This is a genomic window from Exiguobacterium sp. JMULE1 (genome assembly GCF_013337175.1).
GTDB lineage: Bacteria > Bacillota > Bacilli > Exiguobacteriales > Exiguobacteriaceae > Exiguobacterium_A > Exiguobacterium_A indicum.
Window position 1 is genome coordinate 1 of record NZ_SGWC01000002.1, and the last position, 18,892, is coordinate 18,892.

Below are 18,892 nucleotides of genomic sequence, written 5' to 3' on the forward strand. Positions count from 1 at the left end.
AAAAGAGAGTTTGCCAATGGCGGTCGAAGATCAACACCGGATGCGTGCCCACTTGATGCGGACGCTTCTTCAAACCATGAAGCGACTCTAGTCGTCGGACATTGGAGGAATGCACGATGCGTTGTCAACGATGTGGCGAACGAGAAGCAATCGTCCGTGTCAAACTTCCACAAGAATCGGAAACCGATGAAAAATTCTTATGCTCGGTTTGTGTGCGGGAGTTAGCACGTGAATATCAAGGGACGGCGTGTCCGTCTTGCGGTATGACCCGTCAACAATTGCTTCATCTTCGTAAAGTCGGTTGCCCGACTTGTTATTCATTTTTTAAAGACGAAGTCGACGGTATGGTTCGTCAGTTCCAACACGGTCATACGCAACATTATGGCTCACGACCTGATGAGGAATCCGTTGAAAAACGATTGAACCAGCAGCTCAGTCGACTCAAAGAACAGCTCAACCGCAAAATCTTAGCAGAAGATTATGAAGAAGCAGAAGTCATAAAACAACAGATTGAGAGTGTCGAGGAGGATTTGCGTCATGTTTGAAGAGTTGCTCCAACACCCTTTAAGCGAATCGATGAATCAATCTTCTCCTTTTGACGACATCGTCGTTTCGACACGGATCCGATTGGCGCGTAATACGACACGTTACCCGTTCTCAACGATGTTGTCAGAAGCACAAGCCAATGCACTCATTGAAGAGACAGAACGCCAACTAAACGGGATGAAAGGGTTCCGGTTTGGTCGCGTCGATCAAGCAGATGTCCTGACGCGAACCGCTTTAGTAGAAAAGCATCTAATCAGTCCAGCGTTAGCGAGTCATCCGCGGACAGGACTCTTCATTAGTGAGGATGAGCAGATCAGTGTCATGGTAAACGAAGAGGATCATTTCCGAATCCAGACGTTATTACCGGGACTTCAACTTGAAGAAGCGTTTCGGATCGCAAAACAAGTCGATCGCTTGATCAGTGAACGATTTAAAATTGCTTTTGATGACACGCTCGGTTATTTAACGACGTGTCCGAGTAACGTCGGAACAGGTCTTCGTGCTTCCGTGATGTTGCACTTACCGGGACTGGTCCTGACGAATCAGATTCAAGGCTATATCAAACACTTACGACAGCTCGGATTCGCGATTCGTGGGCGTTACGGCGAGGGAAGCGATGCCTCTGGTCGCATGTTCCAACTTTCGAACCAACGGACGCTTGGGGCAAGTGAGGATATGCTGATCACGGACTATCAATTTGCCGTCGAAGCATTAATTGAAGCAGAACAGGCAGCACGAAAAGGATTATTGGAGATGTATCAAGAAGAATTAGAGGACAGACTATATCGTTCCTACGGTATCCTGACATCAGCTCGACTGATTACAGCGCGGGAAGCAACGGAACGACTATCGGATGTTCGCTTAGCAGACAGTCTGGGACTAGAGGTCAATCTTCCTCCAAATCTTTTTCATCAACTGCTCGTTTCATTACAAACAGGTTTTCTACAAAAGCATTTCGGGAAACAATTAACATCTAGAGAACGGGACATCGAACGGGCGAAACGAATCCGGACGATGTTAACCGAACAGACAAACAGGGATCACACACAAGGAGGTTTTGCATAATGATGTTTGGACGATTCACAGAACGTGCACAACGTGTATTGGCACTTGCTCAAGAAGAGGCAGTACGGTTGGGGCACCACAATATCGGAACAGAACACATTTTACTCGGACTTGTACGTGAAGGAGACGGAATCGCTGCGAAAGCCTTAACAGCACTCGGTCTCAGTTCAGATAAAATTCAGATGGAAGTCGAAGCATTAATCGGTCGCGGACAAGATGGTGCAACGACGATTCACTATACACCACGTGCGAAAAAAGTCATCGAGTTATCAATGGATGAGGCACGTAAACTAGGTCACTCTTACGTTGGAACAGAACACCTCTTGCTCGGATTGATTCGAGAAGGAGAGGGCGTTGCTGCTCGTGTCTTGAATAACTTAGGCATCAGTCTTTCAAAAGCCCGTCAGCAAGTACTCCAGTTGCTCGGGAACAGCGAAACGACAGCAAACGCGTCGCAAGCAGGTTCAGGTGTCGCAACACCAACACTTGATGGTCTTGCTCGTGATTTGACACAACAAGCGCGCGAAACACGTCTTGATCCAGTTATCGGTCGTGCGAAAGAAATTCAACGTGTCATCGAAGTCTTGAGCCGCCGGACGAAAAATAACCCGGTCTTGATCGGGGAACCAGGGGTCGGTAAAACGGCTGTCGTCGAAGGTCTCGCTCAACAAATCATCAACAATGAAGTACCGGAGACGTTACGCAATAAACGTGTTATGGTACTCGACATGGGGACACTTGTCGCTGGTACGAAATACCGTGGTGAATTCGAAGATCGTTTGAAAAAGGTCATGGATGAGATTCGTCAAGCGGGGAACATCATTCTCTTCATTGATGAGTTGCATACATTGATCGGAGCGGGTGGAGCAGAAGGTGCGATCGATGCATCGAACATCCTTAAACCATCGCTCGCACGAGGCGAACTCCAGTGTATCGGAGCAACGACTCTTGATGAGTACCGGAAATACATCGAGAAAGACGCGGCACTCGAACGTCGTTTCCAACCGATCCAAGTCGCAGAGCCAACAACGGATGAAGCAACACAAATCCTATTTGGTCTTCGCGATCGTTATGAAGCACACCACCGTGTGACGATCACAGACGAAGCGATTCAAGAAGCCGTCACATTGTCAGATCGATACATTTCGGATCGTTTCCTTCCGGATAAAGCGATCGATTTGATCGACGAAGCGGCATCGAAAGTTCGGTTGCGTTCATACACAGCACCACCGAACTTAAAAGAAGTCGAAGCGAAACTTGAAGGCATCCGCAAGGACAAGGACGAAGCGGTCCAAAGCCAAGAGTTCGAAAAAGCAGCAAGCCTCCGTGATACGGAACAAAAATTACGCGATGAGCTTGAGCGTTTGAAAGAGGAATGGCAGAATAAACAAGGCAACGAAAAACTTGAAGTCACAAAAGATGACATCGCACAAGTCGTTGCCAACTGGACAGGTGTACCGGTCACGAAGATCGCGGAAGAAGAGACGGATCGTCTCCTTCGCCTCGAAGAAATCCTTCACGATCGTGTCATCGGACAAAATGAAGCCGTTAAATCGATTTCAAAAGCCATCCGTCGCGCACGTGCTGGACTGAAAGATCCAAAACGTCCGATCGGTTCGTTTATCTTCCTCGGTCCTACTGGGGTTGGTAAAACAGAACTCGCCCGTGCGGTTGCCGAAGCGATGTTCGGAGATGAGGATGCAATCATCCGGATCGACATGTCAGAGTACATGGAGAAACATGCAACGAGCCGTCTCGTCGGTTCACCTCCAGGATATGTCGGTTACGAAGAAGGCGGTCAATTGACTGAAAAAGTTCGCCGGAAACCATACTCGGTCATCTTACTTGATGAAATCGAGAAGGCGCACCCGGAAGTCTTCAACATTCTCTTGCAAGTACTTGATGATGGACGCTTAACAGACTCGAAAGGTCGGACGGTTGATTTCCGTAACACGATCATCGTCATGACATCGAACGTCGGTGCAAGTGCCCTTAAACGTAATAAATATGTCGGATTTGCTGTTTCTGAAGATACGGATCGCGAATACAAAGACATGAAAGATAAAGTCATGGAAGAACTCAAACGGGCGTTCCGTCCAGAGTTCTTGAACCGGATTGATGAAACGATCGTCTTCCACTCACTCGAGAAACAACACATCGAAGAGATCGTGAAGTTGATGGCGAAAACCCTTGAAAAACGTTTGGCTGAACAGGAAATTCATTTCGAATTGACACCAGCTGCCCTCTCGAAGATTGCCGATATCGGATACGATCCAGAGTACGGCGCACGTCCAATCCGTCGTGCCCTTCAACGGGAAGCGGAAGACCGGTTGTCAGAAGCATTGCTCGCAGGCGATATCCAAAAAGGAGAACGTGTTGCGCTTGATGTCGAAGAGAACGAATTCATCGTTCGCCGGAATCACGTGAGTTCTGCCGCAACGGAATAAGCACTGAGCACAGGGCCAGCTTTCGCACTTTCTGAGCGAAGCTGGTTCTTTTTTTGAAATAGAAAGGATGAATCGATTGGCTAAGTTAAAAACAAAATTCGTTTGTCAAAGCTGTGGGACCGAATCCCCGAAATGGATGGGACGTTGTTCAGGATGCGGGGAATGGAACACGATGGTCGAAGAAGTCGTCGAAGAAAAAAAAGGACGGCGCGGTGCCGCTTTCGTTCATACGACGACAAAACAATTGAAGCCAGAGCGCCTCGCGAACATCGTCTCGCAAGAAGAGAGTCGCGTCTTTACCGGAAGTGGTGAATTCGACCGTGTCCTCGGAGGCGGTATCGTTCCAGGTTCGATGGTGCTTGTTGGAGGAGATCCGGGGATCGGGAAGTCGACGATCTTACTGCAGACGAGCGCACGTCTTGCACAACGTGGCGAAAAAGTGCTCTACATCTCAGGAGAAGAATCGCTCAAACAAACGAAATTACGCGCGGAACGGCTTGGCTTACCGACACAGGATTTGTTCGTCCTGAGTGAGACGGATATGAACATGATTGAACGTGTCGTCGATGAAGAACAGCCACGTTTTTTAATCATCGACTCGATTCAAACCGTCTACATCGATGAAATCCAGTCCGCACCCGGGAGCGTGACACAGGTACGTGAATGTACGGCGATGCTGATGAAAATTGCGAAGAGTCGCGGTATTGCGATCTTCATCGTCGGTCACGTCACGAAACAAGGTTCGATTGCTGGACCACGTTTACTGGAGCACATGGTGGATGCTGTCTTGTATTTCGAAGGCGAACGTCACCATACGTTCCGGATTCTGCGTGCCGTCAAAAACCGATTTGGTTCAACGAATGAGATCGGAATTTTTGAGATGCGGGAGTCTGGTCTTGAAGAGGTCTTGAATCCGTCAGAAATTTTCCTCGAGGAGCGGACGTCCGGTGTATCCGGTTCAACGATTGTTGCTTCGATGGAAGGGACACGGACGGTCCTCGTCGAACTGCAAGCACTGATTTCACCGACGTCATTCGGGAATCCTAGACGGATGGCGACCGGAATCGATCAGAACAAGGTTGCCTTATTGATGGCGGTCCTTGAGAAACGATCGGGTCTTCTCCTTCAGACACAAGATGCGTACCTTAAGGCAGCCGGGGGTGTGAAGCTGGATGAACCCGCGATTGACTTGGCGGTTTGCGTTGCGATTGCTTCCAGTTTCCGTGACAAGCCGACGCGTCCGACGGATGTCGTGATTGGTGAAGTCGGATTGACAGGTGAGGTTCGTCGTGTATCGCGGATTGAACAACGTGTAGCAGAAGCAGCCAAACTCGGTTTCACACGGGCAATCATTCCGAAAAACAACTTAGGGGGTTGGACGTATCCGGACGGGATTACGGTCGTCGGTGTCGAGAGTGTGGACGAAGCATTACGTGAAACCATTCCGTTTTAAGCTGGAATGACGCAAAAAATGGGGGAACTGTAATGGATATGTAAACAGTTTCCCCTCCTTCCGGCGTAGGTAGTTCAAATCAGTACATGTTACAATGAACTTAAAATAAGCAAAGGAGGTGAGAAGATTGAAAATCGTCATTCGGGTATTTTTTGCATTACTCGGACTTGCCCTCGGGATCTTGTTGCTTCCTCAGTTCTTCCAATTAATTGAGACGGCAACGAATACGACATTCCCTGCATGGTTGATGAGCGAATACGTAACTGGAACGATTGGTGCACTCATATTCTTATTAATTGGATTATTCATTACGGATTCGGTAATTCGACTTCTCCGATTTTTAGAAGAACGACTCGTCAAAGCCCCAGTAGCAGATCTCTTTTTTGGAACATTTGGTTTGTTGATTGGGTTGGTACTTGCCTTCCTCGTCAGTACATTGATTGATTTGGTAGGTATTCCTGTCCTCAGTAACGTCTTAACGATCTTCGTGACCGCGTTATTCGGATATCTTGGCTTTACGGTCGGGTATCGTAAACGTCATGAATTGACGAAAATCTTCTTACGTAGTAACCAAAGTGAGAAAAAGGCGACGCCAGAAGTCGTCGTCCCAGTTAAATCAAACAGCAAGGTACTCGATACGAGCGTCATCATCGACGGACGAATTACGGATATCACGAAGACCGGTTTCGTCGAAGGAAAACTGATCGTCCCGCAATTCGTCATCGGTGAGTTGCAGTACATCGCCGATTCTTCCGATACGTTGAAACGAAACCGTGGACGTCGTGGACTCGATGTCTTAAAAGAGTTACAAGAGATTCCTGGAGTCGAAGTCGAAATTTATGATGGCGATTTCGAGGATGTACCGGAAGTCGATATTAAGCTGATCAAACTCGCGGAACTCGTCAAAGGGATCGTCGTCACGAACGACTATAACTTGAATAAAGTCTGTGAAGTCCGACATGTTCCTGTCCTCAACATCAATGACCTGGCGAATGCCGTCAAACAAGTCGTCATTCCAGGAGAAGAGATGACCGTCCTTGTCATCAAGGAAGGAAAAGAACAAAAACAGGGCATTGCCTATCTCGAAGATGGGACGATGGTCGTCGTCGAAGGAGGCAAACATCTGATTTCGAAAACGATTGGCGTTGTCGTCACAAGTGTCTTGCAGACATCAGCTGGACGAATGATTTTTGCGAAACCACAAGAAAAATGAGACACTATGCCTAGAGAGACATCGAGAGGCATTCGGATAGACCCCGTAACGGATTCGATTTCATGATCGAGTCCGTTTTCGGTGTGATGGAATGGATCACGATGATCAGTGAGAGAGAAAAGAGGGAATGGGATGTCTACAGCCACATATCGCGTCGTCATCCCCGCTGCCGGTGCCGGTAAGCGGATGGGCGCAGATCGTAATAAATTGATGCTTGAACTAAGAGACCGTCCAATCATCGCTTGGACACTGGATGTCTTCGAGGCAGATTCAGCATGTACGGAAATTGTCCTTGCGATCAATCCACTAGAACAAGAATGGTTTACAAGTATTATCGCGTCTTATAAGACATCGATTAGACTTGTCGCGGGTGGTGCCGAACGTCAGGAAAGTGTTCTCCGTGGTCTTGAGGCGTTAGAAGGCGAAGGGATCGTTCTGATCCATGATGGTGCCCGACCGTTCATTTCACAAGCAGCGATTCATGCGGTCGTCCAAGCGGCAGTCCTAGACAAAGCGGCGATTCTTGCCGTGCCGATTAAAGACACGGTCAAACGGATTGAAGCGAACCACATCAGCGAGACCGTCCCGCGGGAACACCTGATGGCAGCCCAGACACCACAAGCGTTTGATCTTGCGACGATTCGTACGGTTCACGAAAAAGCGGCAACGAAATACCTAGGAACCGATGATGCAAGTTTGATAGAATGGGACGGAGGAAAAGTAACGATCGTCCACGGTCACTACGAAAATATCAAGATGACGACACCGGACGATTTGTGGTTCGGTGAAGCGATTCTAATGAAACGAGGGAAATGACGATGATTCGAATTGGACAAGGTTTTGATGTACATGCCTTTGCAGAGGATCGGAAATTGATTTTAGGCGGTATCGAGATTCCGCACACGAAAGGATTGCTCGGTCACTCGGATGCAGACGTCTTGTTACATACGATTGCCGACGCGGCACTTGGTGCAATCGCAGCAGGAGATATCGGAAAACATTTTCCGGATACGGATCCGGAATTCAAGGATGCCGATTCAGCAAAATTGCTGCAGCATGTCTACGCGCTCGTTAAACAACAAGGGTATGAGCTTGGCAACCTAGATGCGACAGTCATCGCACAGGCACCAAAGCTCCGTCCGTACATCGACACGATGCGTGCGCGGATCGCGGAATTGCTCGAAGCGGACATTGAACAAATCAATGTCAAGGCAACGACGACGGAATGGTTAGGTTTTACGGGACGAGAAGAGGGAATCGCTTGTCAAGCAGTGATTCTACTGAAACGAATCGAAGAATAAGGTATACTAGATAAGCGAATTTTAGTCGAAGGAGTGATTGGAAATGGCAGAAGTACGAGTACGTTATGCCCCAAGTCCAACAGGACACTTGCATATCGGGAATGCCCGGACTGCATTATTTAACTATCTGTTTGCGCGCCACTTAGGCGGTAAGATGGTATTACGAATCGAGGATACGGACCAAAAGCGGAACATCGCAGGCGGTGTCGAGAGTCAAATGAAGAACCTCGAGTGGCTCGGTGTCGATTGGGACGAAGGTCCAGGTCGCGGTGGTGAGTACGGTCCTTATTCACAAATGGAGCGTCTCGATATCTACCAAAAGTACACGGACGAGTTACTTGAAAAAGGACTTGCTTACCGTTGCTACATGACATCGGAAGAGCTCGAAGCAGAACGCGAAGCACAAATCGCACGCGGAGAAGCACCACGTTATTCAGGAGCGCACCGTAACCTGACAGCAGAACAAGAAGAAGCGTTCCGCGCAGAAGGTCGCACGCCGTCGATTCGGATTCGTGTACCGGAAGATGTCACGTATACATGGAATGATATCGTTAAAGACGACGTCTCATTCGAATCAAAAGACTTCGGTGACTGGGTCATCGTCAAAAAAGATGGCATTCCGACGTACAACTTTGCCGTCGTCATCGACGATCATTTAATGGCGATCAGCCATGTTCTTCGTGGGGATGATCATATTTCGAACACACCGAAACAGATGATGATCTATGATGCGTTCGGTTGGGAATACCCGACGTTCGGTCACATGACATTGATCGTCAACGAATCACACAAGAAACTTTCGAAGCGTGATCACTCGATCATTCAGTATATCGAGCAGTATAAAGAGCTCGGTTATCTCCCGGAAGCATTGCTCAACTTCATCACGCTTCTCGGTTGGTCACCAGTCGGTGAACAAGAAATCTTCACGAAAGAAGAGTTCATCGAAATCTTTGACGCGGATCGTCTGTCGAAGAGTCCAGCTGTCTTCGACCAAAACAAATTGGCTTGGATCAACAGCCAGTATATGAAACATCAATCGTTCGAAGAAGTATTCGAAGCCAGTCTTCCGTTCTTACAAGAAGCAGGTCGCGTCGAAGCGTCACCTTCAGAAGAAGAGCTCGCTTGGGCACGTGATCTCGTTGCGTTATACCGCGAACAGATGACGCATGGCGCGGAAATCGTCAAGCTTTCAGAGATGTTCTTTGAGGACGAAGTGGTGTATGATGAAGAGGCAAACACTGTCTTGAGTGGCGAGACGGTTCCGACTGTACTTGCAGAATTCGCGAACCAGTTACGCGCTCTCGAAGAGTGGACACCAGAAGCAATTAAAGCATCGATCAAAGCGACGCAAAAAGCGACTGGTCAAAAAGGAAAGAATTTATTCATGCCAATTCGTGTCGCGACGACAGGACAGACGCATGGTCCAGAACTCCCGAACACGATTCAATTACTAGGAAAAGACCGTGTGCTTGCACGGCTTGAAGCAGAATAACGAAAGCGTAGACGAGGAAAGTAACGATGCGTCTTCTTCTCCAGAGACAAGCTCGAATGGTGCGAGGGCTTGAAGAAGCGAATCATGAAATGCCCCTCTGAGTGCTGCCCGAAATCCGTGAGAGTAGGCGCAGACGTATCTCCGGCGTTAACGGACGTCGAGAGGGACGAGTCAATCGTCCAAACAGAGTGGGACCGCGCTTCGTTAGCGTCTCTGTGCAGCAATGCATAGAGGCGCTTTTTCTTATGGAGAGGAGAACGTATATGACACGGATACGAGAAGATATCCGCAATGTGTTTGAGCAAGATCCAGCTGCCCGCAGCACGTTAGAAGTCATTTTGACATACCCGGGCTTACATGCGATTTGGATGCATCGCCTGGCCCATCGACTCTGGAACGCAAAGTTTCGCTTACTCGGTCGATTAATTTCGCAGTTCAGTCGCTTTTTGACAGGCATCGAGATTCATCCAGGAGCGACGATTGGACGCCGATTCTTTATTGACCACGGGATGGGTGTCGTCATTGGTGAGACGACGATCATTGGGGATGATGTCACGTTGTTTCAAGGCGTGACACTCGGCGGAACGGGGAAAGAAACAGGAAAGCGTCATCCGACGATTGAAGACGGCGTACTTGTCTCTGCCGGTGCCCGTGTCCTTGGTGATATCACGATTGGGGCATACTCAAAAATCGGTGCTAGTTCCGTCGTCTTAAAACACGTTCCTCCCAATGCGACTGTCGTAGGCATTCCGGGACGTGTCGTCATTCAAGACGGCATGAAGGTCGAAGCACCACTTGATCATCGTTTCCCGGATCCGGTCAGCGAATGCCAAGAGCGGATTGAAATGGAACTAGAAGTATTAAAACAAGAAATTGAACGGATTAAAGGAGGGCGACGTCATGATTCAACTGTACAACAGCATGACCGGAAAAAAGGAACCATTTAAACCATTAGAAGAAGGAAAGGTCAAGATGTATGTCTGTGGCCCGACGGTTTACAACTACATTCATATCGGGAACGCGCGTCCAGCCATCGTTTTCGATACGGTCCGTCGCTACTTCACATACCGCGGATACGAAGTTAAATATGTCTCGAACTTCACGGACGTCGATGATAAGATCATCCGGACAGCGAACGAACTCGGAGAAGACTATCATGCGTTGACGAAACGTTTCATCGAGGCGTATCACGCGGATACGGGCGCCTTGAATGTCCAAAAAGCGGATATCCATCCACTCGTCACGGAAACGATGGACGATATCATCGCCTTCATCGAAGTCCTCGTCGAAAAAGGCAATGCCTACGCATCAAGCGGGGATGTCTACTTCCGGACGCGTAGTTTCAAGGATTATGGTCAATTGAGCCAACAGTCGATCGATGAATTGCGCGCAGGCGCACGAATCGAAGTCGGAGAGAAAAAAGAAGATCCGCTTGATTTCGTGCTCTGGAAAGCAGCAAAACCAGGTGAGCCGGCATGGACAAGTCCATGGGGCGAAGGACGACCAGGCTGGCACATCGAGTGCTCGGCGATGGCGAAGAAATACCTCGGGGAGACGATTGATATCCATGCTGGTGGACAAGACTTGAAATTCCCGCACCATGAGAATGAGATCGCCCAGTCTGAAGCATGCAACTCACAGAAATTCGCGAACTACTGGATGCATAACGGGTTCTTGAACATCGAAAACGAGAAGATGTCGAAGTCGCTCGGTAACTTCTTGACGGTCCATGAAGCGATCCAAGCGGTTGATCCGATGGTGTTACGTTTCTTCATGTTATCGGTTCAGTATCGTCACCCGATCAACTATAGTCGGGAACTAATCGATCAAGCAGCGAACGGTCTCGCACGGATTCGGGAATCGGTCGCAAACATCGAACACCGCCTTGACATGACGGCCGATCTCGGAACAGGTGACGAGAAGTGGTTGAATCGTCTAGCGGCGATCAAGGAACATTTCATCACATCGATGGATGATGATTTTAATACAGCGAACGCTGTGACGGATTTATTCGATCTCTCGAAAGAAGCCAACTTGTACCTCGGAGAAGCACATGTGTCGAAACAGGTGCTCGAACAGTTCCTCGCACTCTTCTCGGAATTATCAGGCGTCCTCGGTGTCACGTTGACAGTCGACAAAGGCTTACTCGATGAAGAAGTCGAACAGTTGATCGAAGAGCGGAACACAGCCCGTCAAAATCGTGACTTCGCACGAGCGGACGCAATCCGCGATCAGCTGCGTGATCAAGGCATCTTGCTGGAAGACACAGCGCAAGGGATGCGGTGGAAGCGCGGATGAAGAACTACAAACAACTGAATGCACTCGCGTTAGCGTACATGGGCGATGTCGTCTATGAGATTCGTGTGCGGGAGCGATTGCTCGAACAAGGTTATGTGAAGCCGGGCGAGTTGCATAAAGCAGCTGTCCGGTACGTTCGGGCTCAAGCACAAGCGACGGTCGTGACGCACTGGTTGAACACGGATGCGCTGACGGAAGAAGAAGCAGCGGTCGTTCGGCGCGGAAAGAACGCGAAATCCGGTTCTGTCCCGAAGAGCACGGACGTCCACACGTATCGCTACGCGACAGCATTTGAAGCATTGCTCGGTTATATTTATCTTTCAGAAGGAGGGGATCGCCTTGAAGAACTCATCGGACAAGCGTTCGAACTACTCGAAGCCGAAAAAACAGACGAATCCTAAGGCTACCGGTGCGAAGCCGAAAACGAAGGCACAGCGCCCAGCACAAGAGAAACGAAAAGCCACTCCAGTCAAGGAACAGCCCGTCGTGATCGAACCGCTTGAAGAAGGACAAGATTTCTTGTCAGGTCGTAATCCGGTCCTAGAGGCATTGCGGAGTGGACGAGAGATGAACAAGCTGTTCTTGCAGGAAGGACAACAAAAAGGACCGCTTGCCGTCATCCATGCGATGGCGCAGGAAGCGGGCATCCAAATCCAGCTCGTACCACGTTCACGGTTAACTGGTTTAGCTGGAACGGAAAATCACCAAGGTGTCGTCGCAGCGGTTGCTGCGTATGAGTATGCCGAGATGGAAGATATCTTCGAGCTTGCACGTCAAAAGGATGAAACACCGCTCTTGATCATGCTTGATGAGCTCGAAGATCCACACAATCTCGGATCAATCTTGCGGACGGCAGATGCTGTCGGGGCACACGGGATCATTATTCCGAAGCGTCGCTCAGTCGGGTTGACACAAGTCGTTGCGAAAGCATCAACAGGCGCGATTGAACATATCCCGGTCGTTCGCGTGACGAACCTCGCGCGGACGATGGAGGATCTAAAGAAACAAGGCATCTGGTTCGTGGGAACGGATGCACGTGAAAGTGACGACTACCGGACACTCGATGGGACGATGCCGCTCGGAATCGTCATTGGAAGTGAAGGAAAAGGAATGAGCCGGCTCGTCCGTGAGAAATGTGACTTCCTCGTCCACCTCCCGATGGCAGGACATGTCACGTCGCTCAACGCATCGGTGGCGGCTTCGCTATTATTATATGAAGTCTACCGGACTAGAAAGCCGTATGCGCGATGAAATATGATCGTCTCATCGTAGATGGCTACAATATCATTGGCGCATGGCCAGAATTTAGGACGTTGCGGGAGCAAGACTTTGAATTAGCACGGGAACGGTTGATTCATGCGATGGCGGAGTACCAAGCCGTCACAGGGATCAGCGTTACGATCGTCTTTGATGCCTATCTGCAACCGGGTCGTGAGTCTCGGATGCAAAAAAGTGGAATCGAGATCGTCTATACACGGGAGAACGAAACGGCAGATGAATGGATTGAAAAGACAGCTGCTGATTGGTTACAGGATATTCGGGTCAAGCTAACAGTAGCGACGAATGATTACACGGAGCAGTGGGTCATCTTCACGCTTGGCGCACTCCGTATATCAGCGCAGGAACTCCGGCGTGAATGGAAAGCGGCAGTTGCCGTCATCAAACAACAGACGACGTCCGCGAAGACAGCGGCTCAACCGCGCTCGAAGATTGATTTACCGGAAGACGTCCTCGCACGTCTCGAAGCGATTCGTCGCCGAAAGAATTCAGATACATGATATGAACCATTCGCATGAGCGATCCACCGTTCTCCTTTATTCGGAAGAACGGTGGTTTTTTATAGAAAAGATACATTTTGGATACAACAAAAGAGGTCATGCCAATTTTCATTGTCGTGCGACAGGTAATTATTGTATAATTAAAAACAATTGAACTATTCGTCAATGATGCTTGGAGGGATACAGGATGAGTTTGGTTTCGTTCGACCAGTTTGAGTGCATGACCGATGAAGCGCTTGTAGAACAAGCGAAAGAGTTCGATAACAGCGATGCGCTCGAATTTTTGATCGAGCGGTATCGAAATTTCGTACGCGCCAAAGCCCGTTCTTATTTTTTGATTGGGGCAGACCGAGAAGATATCATTCAAGAAGGAATGATTGGTCTCTATAAAGCGGTACGAGATTACCGAACGGATAAGCTCGCCTCGTTTAAAGGATTTGCCGAATTATGCATCACGCGACAGATGATCACTGCGATTAAGACAGCAACACGTCAGAAACATATCCCATTAAACTCGTACATCTCGCTCGATAAACCGATCTATGACGATGAATCAGAGCGGACGTTACTGGATATCATCACGTCGACAGCACCTTCTGATCCACAAATCTTGATCGTCAACCGGGAAGAATACGCAGACATCGAATCAAAGATGGAGGAGATTCTGAGTGATCTCGAACGAAAAGTCCTCGCGCTCTATCTTGACGGACGGACGTATCAGGAAATCTCCGACGACCTTGATCGTCATGTCAAATCGATCGATAATGCCTTGCAACGCGTCAAGCGGAAGCTTGAACGTTACCTCGAAGCACGAAAGATGACGGTCTAACAGAGAGGTAGATTGACCGTAATCCCTTCCTATGCTACTGTATAACTAGCGCCTTACTAGCGAGACGCCGCTCATAGGCGTTTTTTTTTACGCTCTTTTTTGGGAAGGAAAGTAACACAACAGAAGAGAAGAGTGGCAAAGAAGGAGGGCTTTGAGATGGCGAAGAAAGTAGGCCTTGCTTGTGATAATTGCGGTGCCCGCGACTATACGACGATGAAAAAAGAGGACGTCACTGTCCGCTTGGAATTGAAGAAATTCTGCCGTCGTTGTAACGCGCATACGATTCATAAAGAAGCGAAATAAGGCTTCATCTGTCCCGATTTATTACATCCTGGAGGGAAAGTACGATGAAATTTTTGCGTGACGTATGGAATGAATTGAAAAAGACGAGCTGGCCAAAACGGAAAGAGCTGACGAAATACACATTGACGGTCATCGGTATGGTGATCTTCATGGGTGTCTTCATCTTCGGCGTCGATTCAGGGCTTAGCGCATTGATGAGCTGGTTGATTAAGTAAAAAGAAGAGGTGGCCTACCATGGAGAAACAATGGTTTGTCGTCCAAACGTATTCCGGATTCGAAAACAACGTCAAGGCGAACCTTGAACGTCGGATTGAATCCATGAACATGGACGAAAAAATCTTCCGTGTACTCGTTCCGATTGAAACAGTACAAGAAGAAGTAACGAACAAAAAGGGAGAAACGAAAATCAAGGAACGTGAAGTCAAGATCTTCCCGGGGTATGTCCTCGTCGAGATGGTCATGACGGATGATTCTTGGTATGTCGTCCGGAATACTCCGAACGTCACGGGCTTCCTCGGATCAGTCGGCGGCGGTTCAAAACCGACACCACTCCTTCCGGAAGAAGCAGAAAACATCCTTGGATCAATGGGTCTCGTCGATCTGAAGAGCCGTTACGACTTCTCACTCGGACAAATCGTCCGAATCAAAGAAGGAGCTTTCGAAAATCTCGAAGGTACGATCGAGGAGCTTGATACAGATGCTGAGAAAATGAAAGTCTCTGTTGATATGTTCGGTCGCGAAACGAAGGTCGAGCTTGATTTCGCACAGGTCGATAAAATCGATTAAGTTTCCTATTGCGAATGTTTTGTTTTAATGATACAATTTTTCGTGTTTGATGTTGTGCTTATTTCGATAAATAACTCGTCGAATAGAATGAGTGGGAGGACGCGCAACGTCCAATTAAACCACATTAAAGAATTAAGGAGGTGTGTCTCGTGGCGAAGAAGGTTATGAAACTCGTAAAACTTCAAATTCCTGCGGGCAAAGCAAACCCAGCTCCACCAGTTGGACCGGCACTCGGTCAAGCAGGTGTGAACATCATGGGCTTCTGTAAAGAGTTCAACGCTCGTACACAAGACCAAGCCGGCTTGATTATCCCTGTAGTCATCACGGTTTTTGAAGATCGTTCATTCACATTCATCACTAAAACTCCTCCAGCAGCAGTTCTCTTGAAGAAAGCAGCTGGAATCGAGAGTGGTTCAGGTGAACCGAACCGTAAGAAAGTAGCGACTGTCAAACGTGACAAAGTTCGTGAAATCGCTGAAACAAAAATGCCAGACCTTAACGCATCATCTGTTGAAACAGCAATGTTGATGGTTGAAGGTACTGCACGTTCTATGGGTATCGTAATCGAAGACTAATGTCTTTTTGATTACCATGAACAACGATGAGGGTCGCAGGCGGATAGTTTCTTGAAGCCTGCTACCCTTTCATTATGTGGGAGGATTTTCCGCACAACCACAAAGGAGGAACCTAAAATGGGTAAGAAGTACAAAGAAGCTGCTAAGCTTATCGATCGTACGGTTTCATACGAACTCGCAGAAGCTGTAGATTTGACTAAAAAATCTGCAACTGCGAAATTCGATGAGACTATCGAATTGGCTGTTCGTCTCGGAGTAGATCCGAAGAAAGCAGACCAACAAATCCGTGGAGCAGTCGTATTGCCGCACGGTACTGGTAAAACACAAAAAGTTCTCGTCTTCGCGAAAGGTGAGAAATTAAAAGAAGCGGAAGCTGCTGGAGCAGATTACGCTGGTGATGCTGAGTACATCAACAAAATCCAACAAGGATGGTTCGACTTCGACGTTATCGTCGCGACACCAGACATGATGGGTGAAGTTGGTAAACTTGGTCGCGTTCTCGGACCAAAAGGCCTCATGCCAAACCCGAAAACAGGTACAGTTACATTTGACGTCACAAAAGCAATCAACGATATCAAAGCTGGTAAAGTTGAGTACCGTGTCGACAAATCAGGTAACATCCACGTTCCTGTCGGTAAAAAATCATTCGATAACGAGAAACTCGTTGAGAACATCAACACAGTTATCGAAACTCTCGTAAAAGTTAAGCCTGCTACTGCTAAAGGTGTATACCTTAAGAACATCGCGATCGCTTCTACAATGGGTCCTGGTGTAAAAGTATCTTCAGCTGACTTCGCGAAATAATTTCGTCTAAAACGAACTTGACAACGTTCTAAGAACGCTGTTACAGTATAAAACGTTGATATATTTCGACATACCGTAGACAGAAGGTGCTCACATGGGCATAAATCCTTCCGAGGTGTTCTTGCTCAGAGAGCCTGTTTGTTCAGGTATCCTTTTTGACGATTACGCCTCCTCTGCTCTGCAGACGGAGGCTTTTTATTTGAAATCGAGCAGCCCCTCGCACCGGTACATTTCATCTACCAGGAGGTGCAACAGAAATGGCAAACGAAAAAGTTATCGCTGTCAAAGCGGATCTCGTATCTGAGATCGCTGAGAAACTCCAAGCGAGCGCAGGAACAGTTGTCGTCGACTACCGTGGTCTCACAGTAGAAGAAGTCACTGAACTTCGTAAACAACTCCGCGAAGCGGGCGTTGAATTCAAAGTTTACAAAAACGGTCTCCTCCGCCGCGCGGCAGTTCAAAGCAACCTCGAAGGTCTTGATGAAGTCTTCACAGGTCCTAGTGCGATCGCCTTCAGCAATGAAGACGTTATCGCGCCAGCTAAGATCTTGAACGACTTCGCTAAAACGCACAAGGCTCTCGAACTTAAAGGTGGTATCATCGAAGGCAAAGTCACTTCAGTAGAAGATGTCAAAGCCCTTGCGGAACTTCCATCACGCGAAGGTCTCCTTTCGATGCTCCTCAGCGTGCTTCAAGCGCCAATCCGTGGACTCGCGGTGGCAACGAACGCAATCGCAGAGCAAAAAGAAGAACAATCTGCTTAATTTCTGCTTAGCGGGATAGGCAACCAACACAATTTTCACACCCCAACGTGGGCTAAATCAAAGGAGGAAAACCATAATGGCTTTCAACAAAGAGCAATTTATCGAAGACCTCAAGGGCATGACTGTTCTTGAACTTAACGAACTCGTAAAAACAATCGAAGAAGAATTCGGCGTATCAGCAGCAGCTCCAGTAGCAGTTGCAGGTGCTGGCGCAGGCGCAGCAGCTGAAGAGCAAACTGAATTCGACGTTATCCTTACTAACGCTGGATCTGGTAAAATCAACGTCATCAAAGCAGTTCGCGAATTGACTGGTCTCGGTCTTAAAGAAGCGAAAGCTCTCGTAGACGGAACTCCAGCACCAGTTAAAGAAGGCGTTTCGAAAGAAGACGCTGAAGCAATGAAAGCTAAGCTTGAAGAAGCTGGCGCTACTGTAGAAGTTAAGTAATTTTCTTCTTCCGTAGAAACAAGAGAAGCTCGCATTGCGAGCTTCTTTTGTTTTCATCTTTTACATGAGAGGGGAAGGAAACATGGCGGATCATTATTATACGAATGACCCTTCATCGAAACGAGATCCGAAGACGTGGGAATATGTTCTGCGTGGTCAGACGCTCCGCTTTACATCGGACCATGGTGTCTTTTCGAAGAACGGAATCGATTTTGGTTCCCGTCTGTTGATCGAGGCATTCACGGAACCGGCTGTAGCGGGAGACATCTTGGATGTCGGTTGCGGATACGGACCGATGGGCATCGCGCTTTCGAAGTCGACGGGTCGTCCGGCACACTTGATCGATGTCAATGAACGGGCGCTCGAACTAGCGGCAGACAATGCGCGCGCGAACGGTGTTTCCGTGACGACCGGTGTGAGTGACGGGTATGATGGGGTAGGCGAATCGACATTCGCAGCGATCGTGACGAATCCACCGATTCGGGCGGGAAAAACGGTCGTTCATCGTATTCTCCGGGAAGCATATGATCACCTTGTCGTCGGCGGCGAGCTTTGGATCGTCATTCAAAAGAAACAAGGTGGACCATCAGCGAAGAAATTGATGGAAGACGTATTCGGTATGTGTGAGACAGTTACCCGCGATAAAGGGTACTCAATATTTAAATCAATTCGGTCTTGACAAATCGAAGGATTTGTCGTTGACCGCATGTTGTGTCTATGATAGTATTATAAAATGCCATTGGAGTGATTTTTGGATAAGATGTTTGAAAGCAGCTGGCGTTCTCGACTACAG

Annotated in this window: 22 protein-coding genes and 2 other annotated features; all 22 genes read left to right on the plus strand. The window is 48.3% G+C overall.

The genetic code is table 11. From position 1 onward, the window contains the following. Positions 1-116 precede the first annotated feature (116 nt). The 22 genes from EXW93_RS00205 (at position 117) to EXW93_RS00310 (ending at position 18,778) form a co-directional block, all read left to right on the plus strand. Positions 117-545 carry a hypothetical protein gene (locus EXW93_RS00205; protein ID WP_023466580.1) on the plus strand — a complete coding sequence of 143 codons (429 nt, stop codon included), beginning with the start codon at positions 117-119 and terminating at the stop codon, positions 543-545. Continuing rightward, positions 538-1,611, plus strand: coding sequence for an ATP--guanido phosphotransferase (locus EXW93_RS00210; RefSeq protein WP_023466586.1), 1,074 nt, complete (start codon positions 538-540; stop codon positions 1,609-1,611). The genes EXW93_RS00205 and EXW93_RS00210 overlap by 8 nt, the downstream gene beginning before the upstream one ends. Then, positions 1,611-4,058: an ATP-dependent protease ATP-binding subunit ClpC gene (gene clpC, locus EXW93_RS00215; protein ID WP_023466588.1), complete on the plus strand. Its 2,448-nt coding sequence runs from the start codon at positions 1,611-1,613 to the stop codon at positions 4,056-4,058. Before EXW93_RS00210 ends, clpC begins: the two co-directional genes overlap by 1 nt. 76 nt (positions 4,059-4,134) lie before the next feature. Next, positions 4,135-5,511: a DNA repair protein RadA gene (gene radA, locus EXW93_RS00220; protein WP_029343076.1), complete on the plus strand. Its 1,377-nt coding sequence runs from the start codon at positions 4,135-4,137 to the stop codon at positions 5,509-5,511. Between the two features lie 127 nt (positions 5,512-5,638). Next, positions 5,639-6,724, plus strand: a complete 1,086-nt coding sequence (locus EXW93_RS00225) for a PIN/TRAM domain-containing protein (protein WP_023466590.1) — start codon at positions 5,639-5,641, stop codon at positions 6,722-6,724. 132 nt (positions 6,725-6,856) lie between these two features. Continuing rightward, a complete protein-coding gene (ispD, locus tag EXW93_RS00230; RefSeq protein ID WP_174315874.1) occupies positions 6,857-7,540 on the plus strand; it encodes a 2-C-methyl-D-erythritol 4-phosphate cytidylyltransferase in 684 nt (227 codons plus the stop codon). Between the two features lie 2 nt (positions 7,541-7,542). Next, positions 7,543-8,025, plus strand: coding sequence for a 2-C-methyl-D-erythritol 2,4-cyclodiphosphate synthase (ispF, locus tag EXW93_RS00235; RefSeq protein ID WP_029343079.1), 483 nt, complete (start codon positions 7,543-7,545; stop codon positions 8,023-8,025). 43 nt (positions 8,026-8,068) lie between these two features. Continuing rightward, complete coding sequence (gene gltX, locus EXW93_RS00240) at positions 8,069-9,517, plus strand: glutamate--tRNA ligase (protein WP_023466595.1); 1,449 nt, start codon at positions 8,069-8,071, stop codon at positions 9,515-9,517. Beyond that, positions 9,517-9,735 (plus strand) — a binding site (T-box leader). (Overlaps the previous gene by 1 nt.) 9 nt (positions 9,736-9,744) lie before the next feature. After that, the gene (epsC, locus tag EXW93_RS00245; protein WP_255343794.1) at positions 9,745-10,464 is read left to right on the plus strand and encodes a serine O-acetyltransferase EpsC; all 720 of its coding nucleotides are present in this window, start codon (positions 9,745-9,747) and stop codon (positions 10,462-10,464) included. Continuing rightward, positions 10,418-11,815: a cysteine--tRNA ligase gene (cysS, locus tag EXW93_RS00250; RefSeq protein ID WP_035413137.1), complete on the plus strand. Its 1,398-nt coding sequence runs from the start codon at positions 10,418-10,420 to the stop codon at positions 11,813-11,815. Before epsC ends, cysS begins: the two co-directional genes overlap by 47 nt. Continuing rightward, positions 11,812-12,216, plus strand: coding sequence for a Mini-ribonuclease 3 (locus tag EXW93_RS00255; RefSeq protein ID WP_023466600.1), 405 nt, complete (start codon positions 11,812-11,814; stop codon positions 12,214-12,216). The genes cysS and EXW93_RS00255 overlap by 4 nt, the downstream gene beginning before the upstream one ends. Positions 12,217-12,301: 85 nt before the next feature. Further along, on the plus strand, positions 12,302-13,066 hold the full coding sequence (gene rlmB / locus EXW93_RS00260) for a 23S rRNA (guanosine(2251)-2'-O)-methyltransferase RlmB (RefSeq protein ID WP_035399377.1): 765 nt from the start codon (positions 12,302-12,304) through the stop codon (positions 13,064-13,066). Next, positions 13,063-13,593 carry an NYN domain-containing protein gene (locus tag EXW93_RS00265; protein WP_035399363.1) on the plus strand — a complete coding sequence of 177 codons (531 nt, stop codon included), beginning with the start codon at positions 13,063-13,065 and terminating at the stop codon, positions 13,591-13,593. The genes rlmB and EXW93_RS00265 overlap by 4 nt, the downstream gene beginning before the upstream one ends. Before the next feature lie 187 nt (positions 13,594-13,780). Continuing rightward, positions 13,781-14,422, plus strand: a complete 642-nt coding sequence (gene sigH / locus EXW93_RS00270) for an RNA polymerase sporulation sigma factor SigH (RefSeq protein ID WP_023469884.1) — start codon at positions 13,781-13,783, stop codon at positions 14,420-14,422. A 156-nt stretch (positions 14,423-14,578) separates the two neighbouring features. Then, complete coding sequence (gene rpmG, locus EXW93_RS00275) at positions 14,579-14,725, plus strand: 50S ribosomal protein L33 (protein ID WP_023466603.1); 147 nt, start codon at positions 14,579-14,581, stop codon at positions 14,723-14,725. 44 nt (positions 14,726-14,769) lie between these two features. Further along, positions 14,770-14,940 carry a preprotein translocase subunit SecE gene (secE, locus tag EXW93_RS00280; protein ID WP_023466605.1) on the plus strand — a complete coding sequence of 57 codons (171 nt, stop codon included), beginning with the start codon at positions 14,770-14,772 and terminating at the stop codon, positions 14,938-14,940. Positions 14,941-14,959: 19 nt separating this feature from the next. Next, complete coding sequence (nusG, locus tag EXW93_RS00285; protein ID WP_023466607.1) at positions 14,960-15,511, plus strand: transcription termination/antitermination protein NusG; 552 nt, start codon at positions 14,960-14,962, stop codon at positions 15,509-15,511. Between the two features lie 149 nt (positions 15,512-15,660). Continuing rightward, a complete protein-coding gene (rplK, locus tag EXW93_RS00290) occupies positions 15,661-16,086 on the plus strand; it encodes a 50S ribosomal protein L11 (protein ID WP_023466609.1) in 426 nt (141 codons plus the stop codon). A 117-nt stretch (positions 16,087-16,203) separates the two neighbouring features. Further along, on the plus strand, positions 16,204-16,890 hold the full coding sequence (rplA, locus tag EXW93_RS00295) for a 50S ribosomal protein L1 (protein ID WP_023466610.1): 687 nt from the start codon (positions 16,204-16,206) through the stop codon (positions 16,888-16,890). A 55-nt stretch (positions 16,891-16,945) separates the two neighbouring features. Next, positions 16,946-17,097, plus strand: a sequence feature (ribosomal protein L10 leader region). A 50-nt stretch (positions 17,098-17,147) separates the two neighbouring features. Beyond that, a complete protein-coding gene (gene rplJ, locus EXW93_RS00300; RefSeq protein ID WP_023466611.1) occupies positions 17,148-17,654 on the plus strand; it encodes a 50S ribosomal protein L10 in 507 nt (168 codons plus the stop codon). 76 nt (positions 17,655-17,730) lie between these two features. Then, positions 17,731-18,099 (plus strand): 50S ribosomal protein L7/L12, encoded by a 369-nt coding sequence (gene rplL, locus EXW93_RS00305; protein WP_023466613.1) that lies wholly within the window; start codon positions 17,731-17,733, stop codon positions 18,097-18,099. An 82-nt stretch (positions 18,100-18,181) separates the two neighbouring features. After that, entirely contained in the window at positions 18,182-18,778 is a 597-nt protein-coding gene (locus EXW93_RS00310; RefSeq protein WP_174315875.1) for a class I SAM-dependent methyltransferase, read from the plus strand. Positions 18,779-18,892 lie beyond the last annotated feature (114 nt).